Annotated in this window: 15 protein-coding genes; 8 read left to right on the top strand and 7 right to left on the bottom strand. The window is 62.1% G+C overall.

Annotation, left to right across the window (positions count from 1 at the left end):
- Positions 1-71: 71 nt before the first annotated feature.
- The 4 genes from SGRAN_RS21195 to SGRAN_RS21180 all read right to left on the bottom strand — a co-directional run bounded on the left by SGRAN_RS21195 (position 72) and on the right by SGRAN_RS21180 (position 4,561).
- Positions 72-692 (bottom strand): DUF7007 domain-containing protein, encoded by a 621-nt coding sequence (locus SGRAN_RS21195; protein WP_210434184.1) that lies wholly within the window; start codon positions 690-692, stop codon positions 72-74.
- Positions 693-703: 11 nt separating this feature from the next.
- Complete coding sequence (locus SGRAN_RS21190; RefSeq protein WP_067186687.1) at positions 704-1,204, bottom strand: hypothetical protein; 501 nt, start codon at positions 1,202-1,204, stop codon at positions 704-706.
- Between the two features lie 106 nt (positions 1,205-1,310).
- Complete coding sequence (locus SGRAN_RS21185) at positions 1,311-3,473, bottom strand: ParB/RepB/Spo0J family partition protein (RefSeq protein WP_067186685.1); 2,163 nt, start codon at positions 3,471-3,473, stop codon at positions 1,311-1,313.
- A 128-nt stretch (positions 3,474-3,601) separates the two neighbouring features.
- Positions 3,602-4,561, bottom strand: coding sequence for an ArdC family protein (locus SGRAN_RS21180; protein WP_067186683.1), 960 nt, complete (start codon positions 4,559-4,561; stop codon positions 3,602-3,604).
- Between the two features lie 333 nt (positions 4,562-4,894).
- On the opposite strand from SGRAN_RS21180, the gene SGRAN_RS21175 reads away from it, so the two are divergent.
- From SGRAN_RS21175 to SGRAN_RS21145, 7 genes are all read left to right on the top strand, one after another.
- Positions 4,895-5,224 carry an ArsR/SmtB family transcription factor gene (locus tag SGRAN_RS21175; protein ID WP_067186681.1) on the top strand — a complete coding sequence of 110 codons (330 nt, stop codon included), beginning with the start codon at positions 4,895-4,897 and terminating at the stop codon, positions 5,222-5,224.
- Positions 5,225-5,235: 11 nt separating this feature from the next.
- On the top strand, positions 5,236-5,661 hold the full coding sequence (gene arsC / locus SGRAN_RS21170) for an arsenate reductase (glutaredoxin) (protein ID WP_067186679.1): 426 nt from the start codon (positions 5,236-5,238) through the stop codon (positions 5,659-5,661).
- Positions 5,661-6,731: an ACR3 family arsenite efflux transporter gene (arsB, locus tag SGRAN_RS21165; RefSeq protein WP_067186675.1), complete on the top strand. Its 1,071-nt coding sequence runs from the start codon at positions 5,661-5,663 to the stop codon at positions 6,729-6,731. Before arsC ends, arsB begins: the two co-directional genes overlap by 1 nt.
- Before the next feature lie 3 nt (positions 6,732-6,734).
- Positions 6,735-7,478: an arsenical resistance protein ArsH gene (gene arsH, locus SGRAN_RS21160; RefSeq protein ID WP_067186673.1), complete on the top strand. Its 744-nt coding sequence runs from the start codon at positions 6,735-6,737 to the stop codon at positions 7,476-7,478.
- A gap of 796 nt (positions 7,479-8,274) precedes the next feature.
- Positions 8,275-9,540 carry a TolC family protein gene (locus tag SGRAN_RS21155; RefSeq protein WP_067186671.1) on the top strand — a complete coding sequence of 422 codons (1,266 nt, stop codon included), beginning with the start codon at positions 8,275-8,277 and terminating at the stop codon, positions 9,538-9,540.
- Positions 9,541-9,542: 2 nt separating this feature from the next.
- The gene (locus SGRAN_RS21150) at positions 9,543-10,694 is read left to right on the top strand and encodes an efflux RND transporter periplasmic adaptor subunit (protein WP_082737397.1); all 1,152 of its coding nucleotides are present in this window, start codon (positions 9,543-9,545) and stop codon (positions 10,692-10,694) included.
- 2 nt (positions 10,695-10,696) lie between these two features.
- A complete protein-coding gene (locus tag SGRAN_RS21145) occupies positions 10,697-13,912 on the top strand; it encodes an efflux RND transporter permease subunit (RefSeq protein ID WP_067186667.1) in 3,216 nt (1,071 codons plus the stop codon).
- Between the two features lie 105 nt (positions 13,913-14,017).
- Here SGRAN_RS21145 and merA read toward each other — a convergent pair whose 3' ends face one another.
- The 3 genes from merA to SGRAN_RS21130 all read right to left on the bottom strand — a co-directional run bounded on the left by merA (position 14,018) and on the right by SGRAN_RS21130 (position 16,251).
- Positions 14,018-15,433 carry a mercury(II) reductase gene (gene merA / locus SGRAN_RS21140; protein WP_082737489.1) on the bottom strand — a complete coding sequence of 472 codons (1,416 nt, stop codon included), beginning with the start codon at positions 15,431-15,433 and terminating at the stop codon, positions 14,018-14,020.
- 80 nt (positions 15,434-15,513) lie between these two features.
- A complete protein-coding gene (locus SGRAN_RS21985) occupies positions 15,514-15,843 on the bottom strand; it encodes a heavy-metal-associated domain-containing protein (RefSeq protein ID WP_082737396.1) in 330 nt (109 codons plus the stop codon).
- A 12-nt stretch (positions 15,844-15,855) separates the two neighbouring features.
- A complete protein-coding gene (locus SGRAN_RS21130; RefSeq protein ID WP_067186659.1) occupies positions 15,856-16,251 on the bottom strand; it encodes a mercuric transporter MerT family protein in 396 nt (131 codons plus the stop codon).
- Here SGRAN_RS21130 and SGRAN_RS21980 point away from each other — a divergent pair.
- A complete protein-coding gene (locus SGRAN_RS21980; protein ID WP_455363797.1) occupies positions 16,250-16,741 on the top strand; it encodes a MerR family transcriptional regulator in 492 nt (163 codons plus the stop codon). The two genes, SGRAN_RS21130 and SGRAN_RS21980, sit on opposite strands and share 2 nt — an antisense overlap.
- Positions 16,742-17,061: the final 320 nt, after the last annotated feature.

Below are 17,061 nucleotides of genomic sequence, written 5' to 3'. Positions count from 1 at the left end.
GAGCGGGACTGGAGCAAGCCAGCGGACGCTCTCTCTCGATCCGACCGGCTCGCTCCCTTCCGGCCTGCCTCTCACTCTGGAGCTGGCGTCAGCCGGAGAACGCTGCGCTTGAAGCGGCCGTCTCCCGTAGTTTTACTCTGGGCGCGGCCGTGCACGGCTTCCCAGCATTCGGGATAATAGTCGCGCAGCGTGCGATCGGCGTGACAGCGCTCGTAATCGGTGAACAGGTCAGGAAAGCCGATGGCGACCTTGGCCCATTCGCAATCTTCCTCATACCAGCCGCCCGCAACGCGCAGTACGCCGGGCATTGCCATGTTGCGGGCTCGGTCGAGTTTAATCCCGCCATGGCTGGCGGTCGAATGGAAGACAACGCCATTGGCATAGATCTCACTCGACTGCGCCAGGCCCCAGGGTGTGGAAAGCCGCTGGCGAACCTCCCGGCGCCCAAGCGTTCGAAGCTGGCGGCGATGTTGGGCGTTCTCCTCGACATGAGTTTGAAAGGCCGCTCCATCCGCGACAGTCGCCGACGCGCCATAGACATCGGCTGCGGTCCACTGGTCGATCGACTTCCTGAGCCGCCAACCGGTTGCGATCCTGAGCCCGTCCTTCACCGGGATGGCGATGAAGGCGATATCCTCGACGCGAGCGGCCAGATAGCCGTCGGCCGAGCGCCCAAAGACGACGGCGATCACATCATCCGCGTTCATGCCGCCCTCCCGAGATCTGGCAGGATGGCGTTCGCCTCGTCGCCAACGACTTCGAACCGGGCGTTTGAATAGCGATGGCTGGCCAACCAGCTCTGCGCCGTCGCCATGTCGGGCGCGAGATGGCGAAGTTCGTCCACGCCTTCCCACTGGGTGAGCACACGGACCATTCCCGGCGCGGGCGCCTCGATGACCTCGAAAGACAGCGGGCTGGTGACGTGCCAGGTCATCGTCACCACCATCACGATGACGCCGCCGCTGCCGAAGTCACCATGATGGAGCGTGAAACCCTCGGGTATGGAATAGGTCGGCCGCACGACAGCCGGCGTCTTCTTGATCAGACGGCCGACGCCATTGGTCCGCTCCCAGGCCGCGAGTTTCTTGTTGAACCGGGCCGGCGGTCTGGGCTGGCCGTCGGCATAGCGCAGGAGCGCGCCGAGCGGCGCGGCGCGGATGAGATCGCTCAGCTCATCGGCGCCGACTATGGATTTGGACGTCATGAAATATCTCCAGATACGCAAAAACCCGGCGCGTGGCCGGGCTTCTGGTGATGGGTGTTGGAAAGGGGGGCGGGGCGACCGGGGCCGCCCCGCCCGGAGCGGAGGGCTATTCCGCCGCGATTGCATAGGCGTCGGACAGATCGTCCTCGGCCATCCCCTCGTCGTCGTCCCCGCCAAGGAACGCGGGCAGCGCCTCGGCATCACCCTCGACGCTTTCGTCCCGATCGACCGCCGCCGGACCGAACGCATCTTCGATCATCGGAGTACGAAGCGGTTCTGGCAGCCAGTCCGCATCGGCCAGCAACCGTTCGGCCTCGCGGGCCATGTCGCCCTTCTTCAGATGGTCGATCAGACCTGCCGTCTGGTCGTCCTTGGCTTCGGCGACCGCCATCAGGATGCGCGGCTTGGCGACCCGGCCGAGATAATTCTCGACCGTCGGCTTCCAGCCCGCCGCCACCATATCGAGACCGACCGCACGCGCCAGCACATGGCTGTGCGCGAGCCGCCGCTCGACGCCATGCGCCGACACCCGGCCGTCATAGCGGCTGGTCGGCTCCCACAGGGCATTGACCCCGAACGAGGCGCAATGGGCGAACAGCGCCGCCTGATCACCGCCGTCAAGCAGCATCAACGCGTCCCACAAGTCCTTGTCGGAATCGGGCAGCCGCTTCTCCCAGGCTTCGTGGCGCGCCGCGATCGACCGGGCCGAGGGACTGTCCTTCATGCCGGGCGCCTGGTTCGGAAAGCTGGTGCGCTGCACCGAGACGCCGAGACAGGATTCGGTGCGCCCATGATAGAAGGCGGACAACACCATGGAGTGCAGCACGGCGGCGAAGGCCGTCGACGGGCTGGCGGCGAACGCATCCTGCAAGGCAAGCGTGCGATGCGCGGTCAGTTCCGACACCAGGCGATCGGGCAGCGGCTTGATGATCTGCTCATCATCGTCATCGGTGTCATCCGTCGCAGCTGCGGCCACGGTGACGACGCTGGACCGCGCCGACGAAGCCGGCTGCTGCAGGCCGATCGGATCGGTGGCCTGATCGCCCTCAATCCCATCATCGCCCGTTTCGGCCTCGACCGGCGGCTCATCCTCGGCGCGGACCCAGCCACGTTCGATATAGAGCGACCCGTCGGTGTCGAGGCTGACGAAGGCGCCGGCGATACCCATTTCTCGGGGATCATAGGTTCTCGGCCGCTCGATCAGGCCGGCCAGCTCATCATCGATCGCGTCGATCCGCGCCGCCACGTCTTCCGGCAGTTCCTCGACGTCCTCATATTCCGCTTCGATGGCGTTGCCTTCAGCCGTCAACGCCTCGGCCCGCGCCGATTCCGTATCGGTAAGCGCCGCCGGATCGCTGTCGATCTCGCGCAGGCTGCCCAGATGACCATAAGGCAGGTCCACGGCCGCCGTGACCCACTTCCAGCCTTCGCCGCCGATCCGTTCAGCCTCGGCCTGAAGCTTCGCGGCGACCAGCGTGTCGAGCAGCGCCGCGTCCTGAAGCCAGCCGCCATCGTCGGTCGTGAACAAGTCGCGCAGTACGCACCCGCCCGCCTCGGTATAGGCGTCAATGCCCACGAAAAGCGCCCGCTTGTCCGAGACGCGCACCGTGTTCTCAGTCAGTTTGGACCGGATGAACGAGGGTTCCTTGTTCCAGCTATGAGCAAGCAGCTCCCACACCTGTTCCTGGCGGGCATGGTCATCACTGACCGAGAAGGCCATGAGCTGATCGAGGGTCATGCCGTCCTCGGCATAGATCTCGTGCAACGCGGGCGACACCGACGCCAGCTTCAGGCGCTGGCGCACCACGGCGGGCGTGGTCATGAAGGTGGCGGCGATCGTCTCGATATCGTCGCCCTGGTCGATGAGCCGCTTCATGCCGCGGAACTGGTCGAGCGGATGGAGCTGTTCGCGGTGGGTGTTCTCGGCCAGCGAATCCTCCTCCTCCGAGATCGGATCATGAGCATTCTTGACGATGCAGGGGACCGGGGCGTTCTTCGCCAGCCGCTTGCGCTTGACCAGCAGTTCCAGCGCGCGAAAGCGCCGGCCGCCGGCAGGCAGATGGAACCGGCCGGTTTCCTGACCCTCATCATCAAGGGTTGGCCGCAGGTTCAGGCTTTGCAGGAGGCCACGCCGGGCGATGTCGTCGGCAAGCGTCTCGATCGAGACGCCGGCCTTTACGCGCCGGACATTGGACTGGGACAGGTCGATCAGGTCGAGCGGGATATCCCGCGCGCCGCTGAGGACGATCTTGGGGGCAGCTTTTACCATGTCGGTTACTCCATGACGGGCCGCCGGGAGACTCTCTCTCGGCTGCAAGCCCGTCACAAAGCCGAAGGCCATCCCCTCACTCTCCCTGCGGCCTGGGCCCAGGCGCTAGCGCTGGAGGGGCAAGCGCATTATGCCGCCTCCCGCCACGTCGTTGGACCGCCTGTATCGGGCTGATCCGTGGCGAGCTCACCACGGAAGTCGAGCAGGAAGTTTGCGGCTTTCGAGGCGGCGCTGGCCGCGCGGACGATGGCCCGATTATCCTCGCGGATGATGTCCAGCCAGGAACCGAGGTAATCGGCGTGCCGGACGGTCGGCACGATGCCGAGCGCGGCGCAGACGAAGGCGCCCCCCATCTCGGCGATCAGCTCTTCGCGTCCATATTCTTTCGAACCGAACGCGCCAGTCTGATCGCGGTCGAGCCGGCTTCGACCGCCGACCCAGTGCGATAGCTCGTGAAATGCTGTCCGATGCCAGTTTATGGGGTCGAAATAGGCGTCCGGGCGCGGCACCTGCACATAGTCCTGGCCGGGCGCATAGAAGGCGCGGTCGCCGCCGATGCGGAAGTCGGCGCCGGTCGCGGCAATCAGCGCTTCGGCTTCAGGCCGGATGAGCCCTTCGGGCACGGGCGGCGGCGGGGCGGCGATCCGATCCGGCAATCCCTCGCACTGGTCGGTCGAGAAGACGGTGTAGCGTTTGAGGAAGGGGATCGAACCCGGCTCACGACCGTCCTCGCTGGCGCGGCGGCGTTCGCTGTCCGGCGTAAAGCGATGGGCATAGACGACGGTCGTGCCGCGCTCGCCCTTGCGCACATTGCCGCCCAGTGCGAGCGCCTGCCGGAAGGTAAGGAAGCTGTTGGTCGAGAAGCCGTTGGCGACCACGGCGTCCCAGAGGATCAGAATGTTGATCCCGGAATAACGATCGCCGGTCTTGCCGTTGCGCGGCATGTCTAGCGATGCCTTCGACGAAGCCCACGGCTGCACCCAGGGAACGCGGCCGGCCTCCAGCTCAGTGATGATCTTGTCGGTGATGGACTGATAGAGGTCTGTCCGATCGCTGTCGGTGCGAGAGGTGGTGTTGGTACGTGCCATCGCGAGTCTCCGCGACGGGCCGGCAGTGGACACTCCCTCTGCCTTTCAACCCGTCACGGCCAATCCGGCCGCACTCTCCCTCTCGGGGCGTTGCGGGGTGTCCCCGCTGATGGAGGTAGGGCCAGACCCGCAGGGCTCGACGTCAGGAGGAAGGCGTTCCCTGTTCGCAAGCGGTGGTCAACGGCGTTGACAACTGCCAACGGAGCAACAAGCGCCATTGCGTAAGAATTTGATTGAGCCCCAGTATCACTGGGTCGCCGGCAAAGATGACATTTCATCGGAAATTATCGATGAATTATTGACGCCACCGAACGCATCGTATAATTCCGATGCATGGACACAGATAACGCCCTTTCGATCCTGTCAGCGCTCGCGCATCCAACGCGATTGGAAGCCTTCCGCCTGTTGGTTCGGCATGAGCCTGAGGGCTTGTCGACGGGCGATCTCGTCGAGGCTTCGGGGCTGAGCCAAAGCACCTTTTCCACGCATCTCGCCGTTCTCGTGAAGGCAGGACTTGTGCTCGCCGAGAAGCGCGGACGCCATCAGATCCAGCGAGCCAACATTGATGCGTTGACGGGGTTGATGGTCTTCTTGGCCAAGGATTGCTGCCAGGGGCGCGCGGAGCTGTGCGAGCCCCTTCTGGCCGAACTCACCTGCTGCTGACGGAGCGCAAAATGACCGACATCATCATCTACCATAACCCGGAGTGCGGGACCTCGCGCAATGCACTGGCCATGATCCGCAACACCGGGATCGAGCCGCATGTCGTCGAATATCTGAAGACACCGCCTAGCCGGGCGCTGCTGGTCGAACTTATCACGCGCGCGGGCATATCGCCGCGTGCGCTGCTGCGGGAGAAGGGCACGCCCTACGCCGACCTCGGGCTTGGCGATGAAAGTCTTAGCGACGAGGCCTTGATCGATGCGATGATGGAATTTCCGATCCTCATCAACCGGCCGCTGGTGGTTTCGCCGCTCGGCGTAAAGCTCTGCCGCCCCTCTGAAGCGGTCCTCGATATTCTTCCTGCACCGCAGCGTGGTGCTTTCGCCAAGGAAGATGGGGAACGCGTCATCGATGACGCCGGCCGGAAAGTGATTTGATGGAGCACTTCTCCAAGCCTGAGCGCCTTGGCTTTCTCAATCGCTACCTGACGGTCTGGATCTTCGCCGCCATGGCGCTGGGCGTCGCTCTGGGCACGGCCTTCACCGGTCTGCCGGCAGCGCTCAACAGGTTGACCATTGGCACCACCAATGTGCCGATCGCAATCGGGCTGATCCTGATGATGTATCCACCGCTCGCGCGCGTCAGCTACGAGGACCTGCCCAAGGTATTCGCCGACAAGCGTGTGCTGGTGCTGTCGCTGGTGCAGAACTGGCTCATCGGGCCGACGCTGATGTTCGCGCTCGCCGTTATCTTCCTGCGTGACAGCCCTGAATATATGACCGGCGTCATCCTCATCGGTCTCGCCCGGTGTATCGCTATGGTGCTGGTGTGGAACCAACTCGCCAAGGGCGACAATCAGTATGTGGCCGGCCTGGTTGCTTTCAATTCGATCTTCCAGATCGCCTTCTTCAGCGTTTACGCCTGGTTCTTCCTGACGGTCCTGCCACCTTTATTCGGGCTTGAAGGCAGCGTCATCGACGTCAGCTTCTGGACCATCGCCCAAGCCGTGCTGCTCTATCTTGGCCTGCCGTTTGTGGCGGGATACCTGACACGCAGGCTTCTCGTCGCGAAGCGCGGCGCCGCCTGGTATGAGGGCAGGTTCCTGCCGCGGGTCGGACCGATCACGCTGGTGGCACTGCTCTTCACGATCGTCGCCATGTTTACCCTGAAGGGGGGAGACGTTGTGCGGCTGCCGGTTGATGCCGTGCGGATTGCTATCCCGCTGACGATCTACTTTGTCGTCCAGTTCCTCGTAAGCTTCTTCATGGGCAAGCTGATCGAGGCGGACTATCCGCGCACCACCGCGATCGCGTTCACCGCCGCCGGCAACAACTTTGAACTGGCGATCGCCGTCGCCATCGCCGCGTTCGGCCTGGCCTCGCCCGTTGCCTTCGCGACGGTGATCGGCCCGCTGGTCGAGGTGCCGGTCCTGATCCTGCTGGTCCACCTTGCTCTATGGCTCGGGCGGCGCTGGTTCCCTGCCACTGCGCCAGCTTTAGCGAGATAAGCTATGTCGCTCCGTCATCTTTCCGATCCGGAACATCTACCGGCGCTGGATCGCAAATATGTAATCGATCGCCCGGCAGTGGGCCTGGGGCCTGACGATCCCGCGCCGCGCATCCTGCTGCTCTACGGATCGCTTCGCGAGCGTTCCTACTCACGCCTGTGCATCGAGGAGGCAGCACGCCTTCTCCGGTTGTTCGGGTGTGAAACCCGTATCTTCGATCCATCGACCCTGCCGCTGCCCGATCAGGTTGCAAATGACGATCATCCCGCCGTGCATGAGCTGCGCGCACTCTCCCTCTGGTCGGAGGGGCAAGTGTGGTGCAGCCCCGAGCGGCACGGCCAGATATCGGGCATCATGAAGACGCAAATCGATCATCTGCCGCTGGCGATGGGCGGTATGCGTCCAACCCAGGGGCGCACGCTGGCCGTCATGCAGGTGTCGGCCGGATCGCAGTCGTTCAACAGCGTCAATACGCTGCGGCTGCTGGGCCGCTGGATGCGGATGTTCACCATTCCCAACCAGTCGTCGGTAGCGAAGGCGTTCAACGAGTTTGACGAGGCCGGGCGGATGAAGCCGTCGAGCTATTACGATCGCATCGTCGATGTGATGGAGGAACTGGTCCGCTTCACGGTGCTGCTGCGGTCGCATGCGGATACGCTGGTGAACCGCTATTCCGAGCGGAAGGAATCGGGTGTAGCCATTGATCCGGCCTCGGATCTCTCCAGCATCGCGATCAGCGGGCGCTGAGGTGGATTTTGGGCAAACACCGGAATGCTGGTCGTCCGGTTTCAGTCTGGTCATGGGACATCGGGAATGATCGGAATTAGGCGCGGAACAGTCATGCCAGTGATGGATTCGAACGTCATTGCCGCAAAGGGCCGCCACATCTACTACGCTGGCGTAGCCTGGGATGTGACGGCTCACAGTGGTATTTGATGCCCGAAACTGGACAAGGCCGACAATATGTGTCGCCGCTTCTACTGACCGCATTTTTTGCCGACATGCACTTCTGAGGGCTGCGGCATGTGGAACGTGCGAAGAATGTGGTAACCACGACTCGGTGGTGCGAGAGGTGACGGTCACTTTCGAACCTTTCCTGTGACATGGAAAGGATAGTCCGCTATGGCACACATCATGTTGCGCTGGAGCATGCTCCTTTTTTGTCTTTTGATGACGTCACTGATCGCGTCGACGATGGTGCATGCGCGCGAGCTTCCAGCTACCGTAGCGCTTGAATGTTCGGGAGAAATGCACGCTGACCGTGACTCGGAGCGGTCATCCGATGTCTCCGACCAAGATGTACCGCACAATCATGGCGGTTGCGCTGGCCATTGCCTATTCACAGCTGTTTCCGGCACGTCCCATGATTTAACTTGCGGAGTGCCCGCAAAGTTCTGTTTCCCCGCTAGCGATGTGTATGCTCGATGGTGGGTCGGGCCACCGCTACGCCCGCCCATGGCCTGATTGATTCGTAGTCAGCTCGCCGTCGCCGCGCACTGCGTGGCGGCGGCGAGCCTTGCTCGTGTTAATCAGGAAAATCAGCATGCACAGAATGTTTGCAGCCTTGTTGGCTGCCGTGTCTTGCGTCGCCGTGGCGCAAGCACAGGATATTGCCACAACGGCTCCCCCTGCGGCCCCGCCGCTTACCCTTGATCAGGCGGTGGCGGCCGCGGGAGGCAGCGCCCCCGCCGCCGACGCGGCTCGCGCCGACATCGCTGCTGCCGAGGCAGGCCGGACTATCGCGGGCCTGCGTCCCAATCCAACCGTTTCGACAGAGGTAGAGAATATTTCCGGCACCGGCCTCTATCGTGGGCTTCGGGGTGCTGAAACGACTGTCGGAGTTTCGATCCCGATCGAGCTTGGCGGCAAGCGGTCAGCCCGGATCGCCGTTGCCGACGCGCGTACGACACGCGCGCAGCTTGCCGCCGCCATCACAGAGGTCGATATCCGGCTTCAGGTCACGCAGCTCTACATCGATGCGGTGGCAGCCGAACGGCGGCTGACGACAGCTCTTGATCAGACACGCATCGCGAACGACGCTTTGAATGGCGCGCGCGTGCGCGTTCGGGCCGGACGGGCTTCGCCAATCGAAGAACAGCGAGCGGACGTTGCCCGTGTCAACGCCGAGGCGGCGGCCGAAAACGCCCGGCGAATCCTCGAGAGTGCGCGCATTAATCTCGGTCGCAGGGTCGGACAGCCTGTGGTCGGGCCCCTTGATCTTGCTTGGCTGGATACTCTGTCTGGCTCCTATGGTCCCCAACTGGTGCCAAGTGCCGAGGGCACCTTGGCGCTCGCTGCCGCCGATGCGGATCTTGCGGTTGCCGATGCCGGTGTGCGGCTTGCAAGGTCACAGCGCATTCCAGACGTGACAGTTGGGCCGGGTGTGCGGCGATTCTCTGAATCGAACGACACTGCTGTATTGTTCAGCATTTCGGTTCCGATCCCGCTGTTCAATTCGGGTAGAGCCGCCGTAGGGCAGGCAAGCGCCGAGCGCAGCCGGGCCGAAGCGCAACGCCGCATGACCCGGCTCGATGTTGAGCAAGCGATCCTTGATGCCCGGACAGAAGCAGACAACGCAGCTACCCTAGCGCGGGCAGCCAACGGTCCTGCTCTTGCAGCCTCACAGGAAGCCGCCCGCATCGCGCGGATCGGTTATCGCGAAGGCAAGTTCGGGCAACTCGAACTGCTCGATGCCGAAAGGACGCTGGCCGAGACCCGGCTCGCCGCAATCGATGCGCGCGCTGTCTATCAGAATGCCAAGGCGCGGCTTGAGCGCCTGACCGCTCCCGCGCCCGAACAGGGGAATTGACCATGAAGTCCTATTTGAGAGCGGCATTGCCGCTCAGCTTCGCTGCATTGCTGCTGGCCGGTTGCTCTAGTCGTGAGCCGGCCCCGGAAACGACCGAAAATGCCGCCACCGCCGAAGAAGCCGGCCACGCCGAAGATGAGGGCGTCATCGACCTCAGCCCTGAACAGATACGCAAGGCAGGAATCGAACTGGTCCGTGTCGTCCGTAGCGGCGGCGGTGCGTTGACGTTGCCGGCGACGATCGAGGGCGATCCGCAAGGGATGCAGGTCGTGTCCGCCGCCATCGGCGGACGGGTGGTTTCACTGACCCGTCACCTCGGTCAGTCAGTTGGGCAAGGGCAGACGCTTGCGATCATCGAAAGCCGTGAGGCCGCTTCGCTCAATGCCGAGATCGAAGCGGCTCGGGCACGACTGACCCTTGCGGAATCAAACCTGCGTCGCGAGCAGAGCCTGTTCGACCAGCGCGTTTCGCCCGAACAGGATCTGATCGCCGCTCGCACTGCCGCGACCGAGGCCCGCATCGCGCAGCGCCTTGCTCAGCAGCAAGTCGCTGCAGCGGGTGGCCGAGGTGGTGCGCTCAACCGTATCGGAGTGACGGCACCCTTGTCGGGGCAGGTCGTCTCGCGCAGCGCAACCCTGGGCCAAACCGTCGCGGCCGATGCCGAGCTGTTCCGCATCGCCAACCTGTCGCGCGTCGCGGTCACTGTCGCGCTCTCCCCGGCCGATGCCGGAAGGGTAAGGCCCGGCTCTGAAATCGAGATCGTCTCCGGCGACCGCAAGTCGGTAGCGCGAGTCGACTTCGTATCACCGATACTCGACGAGGCTACTCGCCTCGCAACGGTGATCGCCATCATTGACAATCGCTCCGGACAGTGGCGGGTCGGGGAGCCCGTCACCGCCTCGATCCGACTGCCGGGCGGCGGTGCCGGATCGGTGCTCGTCCCGCAAAACGCGATCCAGACGGTTGAGGGGCGCCCCACCGTGTTTGTGCGTACCGATCATGGCTTCAAGGCCACGCCCGTCACGCTTGGAAGCCCAAGCGGAGGCAACGTGGTGGTGACGTCGGGACTGAAGGGTGATGAACGGCTCGCCGGGCTGAACAGCTTCACCCTTAAGGCAGAGCTAGGCAAGGGTGAAGCGGAGCACGGACATTGATCATGATCGACCGTATTGTCACATTCTCAGTCGAGCGGCGCTGGTTCATCCTGCTCATGACGCTTATCGCCGCGGTGATCGGAGGCTGGGCGATCAGTCGTCTGCCGATCGATGCCGTTCCCGACATCACCAACAACCAGGTTCAGGTAAATATCGTTGCGCCTGCACTCTCGCCTGAACTGGTCGAGACACAAGTCGCTTTTCCTATCGAAACCGCGCTCGCGGGCGTGCCAGGTCTCGAATACACCCGATCCCTCAGCCGCAATGGATTTGCTCAGATCACGGCCGTGTTTTCAGAATCGACCGATATCTATTTCGCGCGCCAACAAGTGTCGGAACGCTTGCGCGTCGCGGAGGAAGGTCTGCCCGAAGGCGCAACGCCTACCATGGGGCCGATCGCGACCGGACTCGGCGAAGTCTATATGTGGACGGTCCATCTCGAACATCGCGGCGAAGACACCCACAAGCCCGGAGAGCCAGGACTACAACCCGATGGCAGCTATATAACGCCGGAAGGGGATCGCCTTGTCAGCGAAGCCGATAAGGCGACTTATCTGCGCACAGCGCAGGACTGGATCGTTGCGCCGCTGCTCAAAAACACGCCGGGTCTTGCCGGGGTGGATACGATTGGCGGCTATGTAAAGCAGTTCCAAGTGATCCCTGACATGCAGCGGCTCGCCGCGCTCGGCATGGATTTGACGGCTCTCGCGCAGGCGCTGGAGCAGAACAATGTTGGGGTCGGCGCCGGCGTTGTCGACCGTGGTGGCGAAGGGTTGGCCGTGCGTTCCGATGCGCGCATCCGCAACATTGGGGAGCTTGCTGGAACCGTTATCGCCACCCGTGAAGGCGTGCCGATCCGGCTCGATCAAGTGGCGCAGGTTCGTCTCGGCCAGGCGATACGCTATGGTTCGGCATCGGAGAACGGCAAGGAAGTTGTCGTTGGCACTGCGGTCATGCGGATCGGTGAGAATAGCCGAACGGTCGCCTCGGCGGTGGCGGCAAGGCTGGATGAAATCAATGCCTCGCTGCCGACCGACGTGGTGGTGCAGCCGGTGCTCGACCGCACATCGCTGGTCAATTCCACGATCAAGACGGTTTCGAAAAACCTGATCGAAGGCGCGTTGCTCGTCATCGTCGTGCTATTCCTGTTGCTCGGCAATTTCCGCGCGGCGCTGATTGCAGCGTTGGTGATTCCGATCACCATGCTGATGACCAGCTTCGGCATGCTCAGGGGCGGTGTTTCGGCCAACCTTATGAGCCTCGGCGCACTTGATTTCGGCCTCATCGTCGACGGTGCCGTCATCATCGTAGAAAATGCGCTGAGGCGTATTTCCGAACGCCAACATCATTACGGACGCACTCTGCGTCCCGAAGAACGGTTGTCGGTCGTCGCCCAGGCCGCGCGCGAGATGATCCGTCCAACCGTGTTCGGACAGGCAATCATCATCCTCGTCTATGTCCCGCTTCTGACGCTGACCGGTGTCGAAGGCAAGACGTTCACGCCGATGGCGCTGACCGTCATCATGGCGTTGGTCTCGGCATTTGTCCTCTCACTCACTTTCGTGCCGGCGATGCTCGCAATCTGGCTGTCGAAGCCGGTCGAGGAGAAGGAAGGCCGGATTATGTCTTGGCTCAAGCGCAGATATGAGCCGGGGCTTCACAAGGCGATGAAGCGAGCCACCCTCACTATGGGGGTTGGCGTCGGGGCCTTTCTGGCCGCGATCCTGACGTTCTCGTTTCTTGGGCAGGAGTTTCTTCCGCAGCTCGACGAGGGCGATCTGACCGCACAGGTGTTGCGCGTTCCGGGGACATCGGTCGATCAGAGTCAGGCGATGCAGTCCCGTATCGAGCAAGAGATTGCGAAGCTTCCGGAAGTGCGGTTCGTCTTCTCAAAGACGGGCACGGCGGAACTCGCATCCGATCCGATGCCGCCTAACATCTCCGATACGTTCATCATCATGAAGCCGAAAAGCGAGTGGCCCGACAAGGGCCTGTCCAAAGCTAATCTCGTGGCAAAGGTGGAGACAGTCCTCGAAAGCATTCCGGGCGGCGCGTTTGAGATAACCCAGCCGATCCAGATGCGCTTCAACGAACTGATCGCCGGGGTGCGCGGTGACGTCGCGATTAAAGTCTTCGGTGACGATTTCGATACTATGAACGACACGGCGAACCAGATCGCTGCAATCCTGCGCAAGACCGAAGGCGCTGTCGATGTTCGGGTGGAGCAGACGGAAGGCTTGCCAATGCTGGATATCCGGCCGCGCCGTGACATCATGTCGAGGCTCGGCATCACTGCCCAGACCGTTCAGGACACTGTTTCCGCCGCCATCGGCGGACGCGATGCCGGAATGATCTTCGAGGGTGACCGGCGTTTTTCGGTCACCATCCGCTTGTCGGATATGGCACGCGCCGATCTGCAGACGTTGGCACAGGTTCCGGTGCCCCTCCCCAATGGTGGGTTCGTGCCTCTCCAGAGCGTTGCGGACATCGGCGTTTCCGATGGTCCCAACCAGATCAGCCGCGAGAACGGCAAGCGACGCGTCGTGGTTCAGGCCAATGTGCGTGGCCGCGATGTTGCCAGTGTCGTTGCTGATGCGCGGGAGACGATCGACCGGGAGGTGCGCCTCTCTGCCGGCCAGTATCTCGATTGGGGTGGTCAGTTCGAGAACCTCCAATCGGCCAGCGAACGGCTGATGTTGGTGGTTCCCGCCTGTTTTGCACTGATCATGCTGCTGCTCTATGGTGCGCTTGGAAGCGTTCGCGACGCGGCGATCGTGTTCACTGGCGTGCCATTGGCGCTCGTCGGGGGCGTGCTGGCGCTGTTCCTGAGAGGCATGCCCTTCTCGATCTCGGCGGCGGTGGGGTTCATCGCGCTGTCGGGCATCGCGGTGCTAAACGGGCTCGTCATGGTCACGTCAATCCAGGGATTGATCGCGAATGGCATGGACCGGGCAAAGGCGTCCTACGAAGGCGCGATGATGCGGCTGAGACCGGTGGTGATGACGGCACTCGTCGCCTCGCTCGGGTTCGTGCCCATGGCCATCGCCACTGGCTCGGGCGCCGAGGTCCAAAAGCCGCTCGCCACGGTGGTGATCGGCGGGCTCCTCTCGGCGACGCTTCTTACGCTGTTCGTGCTGCCGACACTCTACGCCCGATACGGTCGGCGCGTCGAGGAGGCTGCACAGAACGGAGATCCAGAGCCGCTAACCTCATCGTGAGCCGGGTTGGAGGCCGCTATGTACGGCCTCCAACTCCTCGATTTCGTAGCGGAACAGCTTTGGTACGGGAGCGAACCCTGCTTTCGTAGATTGAAGCCCTGGAGGTCATCCCGCACAGCAGGATAGTTTGGCAACATCCCGGTCAAATGTCTGGGCGGCGAGCTTCAGCCCTTCGACGGTGGTGAGATAAGGAAAGATCGTCGCGCCGAGTTCTGCGGCGGTCATGCCATGTCGGATCGCCAACACCAATGTCTGAATGGAGTCCGCTCCTTCGGGTGCCATGATCTGACCTCCCAGCAGACGGTCGCTCGCCTTGTCGGCGACCAGCTTGATAAGGCCGCGTGTGTCACGCGCCGCCAACGCCCTTGGTACGGCATCGAGTGGAAGCAGTGACACTTTGACATCCAGCCCTTTCGCCTGCGCAGCCGTTTCGGTCAGCCCGACGCTGGCGATCTGCGGATCGGTGAACACCACCGCTGGCATAGTGCTATTGTCATAGCGGTGCTGATTGCCTTCGACCGCATTGCGCGCCGCCAGCTTTGCGCCATAGGCGGCCATGTAGACGAACTGGTCACGTCCCGTGACATCGCCGGCCGCGTAAACACCGGGAGCGGCCGTTTCGAGATAGTCATCGACGATGATCCCACCACTGCGGGCAAGAGATATGCCGCGCTCCGCTAGCCCGAGTCCGTCGCTGTTGGGTCGTCGCCCCGCCGCAATCAGCACTTGCTCTGCCCTGATAGTCTGAACCGTTACAACGGTGTCGGAACAATCTTCACCGTCACAGGACCGGCTTTCGCAGGTAAGTTCGACCCCGTTAACTGTGTTTGCGACACGCTGATAGCCGATGCCCGTGCATACACGCACGCCTTCGGTCTCCAGATAGGTTTGCAGCGCAGTGCTCACTTCCAGGTCCATTTCGGGGAGCAAGCGGCTGCGGCAACAGATGGTGACCGCTACACCAAGGCGGCCGAACATCTGGCCTAATTCAACACCGATCACCCCACCACCGATGATCACCAGCGATCGAGGTAGGCAATCAAGCGCCAGTGCTGTCGTGCTGGTGAGAAAGGGCACGGTATCCAGCCCGGGAATCGCCGGAATGCTGGCCCGCGCGCCCATCGCCAAAATGACCTTGCCGACTTGTACCGGCACATCGTCCACGATCAACGCACCATCGGCAAAGCGTGCCTTGCCCTCGATATAGCTTGCATCCTCATAGGCGGGCAGCAGATCGACATACTTTTCCTGGCGCAGCGTGTTGACCAGTTCATCCTTTGACGCCGCGAGCTGAGCCCAATCGCCTAGCTGGATGTTACCGCCAAGGCCGGGAAAGCGGGTGGCCGCTCGCCCACCGTGCACCGCCTCGGCGGCGCGGATTAACGTCTTGGACGGAACGCAGCCGACATTGACACAGGTGCCGCCAATCGCGCCATGGCCGATCAGCGCTACTTTCGCCCCGAGTTCGGCAGCGGTGATCGCGGCTGAAAAACCCGCCGAGCCCGCGCCGACGACGGCCACGTCATACCCATCCCGCCTAGGGCGGTTGCGACAGCCGTTCATTGGATACCGCTTTCTCAAGGCGCGATGAGCGCCGTCATTCAGTTTTGAATAGAGCGTGCCGGATAACCCGCATCGGTCGATGCTGCCGCAATTTGCGCGGCATTCGCGCGTCGTGGATCATAGGTGGCGCGCGCCGTCTTGGCCGCGAAATCGACGTTCACCGCCGTCACTCCGGCGACACCTTTCATCGCCTTGCGCACGGTGATTGGGCAAGTAGCACAGGTCATGTTTTCAATGGCAAAGGTGGTTTGCCGTTGCGCGGTTGCGGTAGCAGCCGGACGATCCTGTGCAGAATCTCCAAGCGCCAGGACGACCCCGCTGCTAGTCATTGCCAGTACGGCCAGCCCAACGAGTAATGTCTTCTTCATGGGAGTATCCTTTCAATAGAACCAGGGCGCCCACCAGTCGATAGTGAGCGCAAGGATGACGATGACGAGACCCAACCACAGTGCGACCTTGGTGGTGCGGGCCGAGTGCGGACGAACGCAGCATGAGCCGTCTTCACAGCGCGGTTGTGTCTTGAAATAGACATGCCAGAAGCCAAGCCCAACCAACGCGAGCGTCACCGCCGCAACATAGGGCTTGTAGGGTTCGAGCGCGGTCAGGTTGGCGATCCACGCGCCGGAAATACCAAGTGTGACGAAAAGGAGCGGCACGACACAGCAGGCCGAGGCTAGCCCCGCGCCGATCAGCGCGCCTGTGGCAAACCAGCTTGCCCGCTGCGGCTCGCGGTTTTCAGTGAGGGTTGGCCGCCCCGACTCAGGCGCTGAGGCCATGCCGCAAATCCTTTCTTCCGACTTTGCGATTCGCAGTGTAATGTCTGTAGTACGTACAGACTCAAGAGAGTTTTTCATGCAGCCACAATCTGGCATTTTACGCGCCCAGCTGGCCCGGAAGACCGGCTGCAATCTCGAAACCATCCGCTATTATGAGAAGGTAGGATTGCTGCCAGCGCCGACGCGCAGCGCTAACGGCTATCGGGTCTATTCGCCGGAGTTGGTGCAAAGGTTGCAGTTTATCCTGCGTGCTCGCGATCTTGGCTATGTAATGAATGAAATACGGTCTCTGTTATCACTGACCGACAAAGGGGCGCAGACTTGCGCAGAAGTGATGGGAAGAACTCAAATTCATCTTGAAGATGTTCGACACCGCATCGCCGACTTGCAGAATATAGAGGCGACGTTGGCGACAACGCTGGCTAAATGTACGGGTGGCGACGTTGCCGAATGTCCTATATTGGACGCACTTCAGTTTTCACCTGATTGAAGCCAGTGAGACCACAATTGCTCAGGGTCTTGGCCTTCTAGCGCCAACTTTGAATATAGCTTGATCTGATGCTATGCTGTTCATAAGAACGAATAAAATAAGAACGCTGGATTTTTTTGACATCCGTCGGTGGATTTCAGGGATTTCAACCTGACAGATTTGTTTTGTCAGAAGCAGGCGATGGGGGCAGAGGGTCGGACACGTCCGATTCAGCGCGTTCGATTGCGATGCTGATCGCCAGCTCGAGGATGTAGTATTCGACAAGATCTTCTCCGATAAGGCATCGGGCAAAGGCGTCGACGGCTTCGGCTTGAAGCCAT

This window comes from Sphingopyxis granuli (assembly GCF_001559015.1).
In the GTDB taxonomy this organism is placed as follows: domain Bacteria; phylum Pseudomonadota; class Alphaproteobacteria; order Sphingomonadales; family Sphingomonadaceae; genus Sphingopyxis; species Sphingopyxis granuli.
This window is presented reverse-complemented; position numbering and strand designations above follow the sequence as displayed.

Bases quoted from the DNA above. Each gene is read 5' to 3' on its own strand.
- SGRAN_RS21190 (WP_067186687.1), bottom strand. From the start codon at position 1,204: ATGACGTCCAAATCCATAGTCGGCGCCGATGAGCTGAGCGATCTCATC.
- SGRAN_RS21185 (WP_067186685.1), bottom strand. From the start codon at position 3,473: ATGGTAAAAGCTGCCCCCAAGATCGTCCTCAGCGGCGCGCGGGATATC.
- SGRAN_RS21180 (WP_067186683.1), bottom strand. From the start codon at position 4,561: ATGGCACGTACCAACACCACCTCTCGCACCGACAGCGATCGGACAGAC.
- SGRAN_RS21175 (WP_067186681.1), top strand. From the start codon at position 4,895: ATGGACACAGATAACGCCCTTTCGATCCTGTCAGCGCTCGCGCATCCA.
- arsC (WP_067186679.1), top strand. From the start codon at position 5,236: ATGACCGACATCATCATCTACCATAACCCGGAGTGCGGGACCTCGCGC.
- arsB (WP_067186675.1), top strand. From the start codon at position 5,661: ATGGAGCACTTCTCCAAGCCTGAGCGCCTTGGCTTTCTCAATCGCTAC.
- arsH (WP_067186673.1), top strand. From the start codon at position 6,735: ATGTCGCTCCGTCATCTTTCCGATCCGGAACATCTACCGGCGCTGGAT.
- SGRAN_RS21155 (WP_067186671.1), top strand. From the start codon at position 8,275: ATGCACAGAATGTTTGCAGCCTTGTTGGCTGCCGTGTCTTGCGTCGCC.
- SGRAN_RS21150 (WP_082737397.1), top strand. From the start codon at position 9,543: ATGAAGTCCTATTTGAGAGCGGCATTGCCGCTCAGCTTCGCTGCATTG.
- SGRAN_RS21145 (WP_067186667.1), top strand. From the start codon at position 10,697: ATGATCGACCGTATTGTCACATTCTCAGTCGAGCGGCGCTGGTTCATC.
- SGRAN_RS21985 (WP_082737396.1), bottom strand. From the start codon at position 15,843: ATGAAGAAGACATTACTCGTTGGGCTGGCCGTACTGGCAATGACTAGC.
- SGRAN_RS21980 (WP_455363797.1), top strand. From the start codon at position 16,250: ATGCCGCAAATCCTTTCTTCCGACTTTGCGATTCGCAGTGTAATGTCT.
- SGRAN_RS21130 (WP_067186659.1), bottom strand. From the start codon at position 16,251: ATGGCCTCAGCGCCTGAGTCGGGGCGGCCAACCCTCACTGAAAACCGC.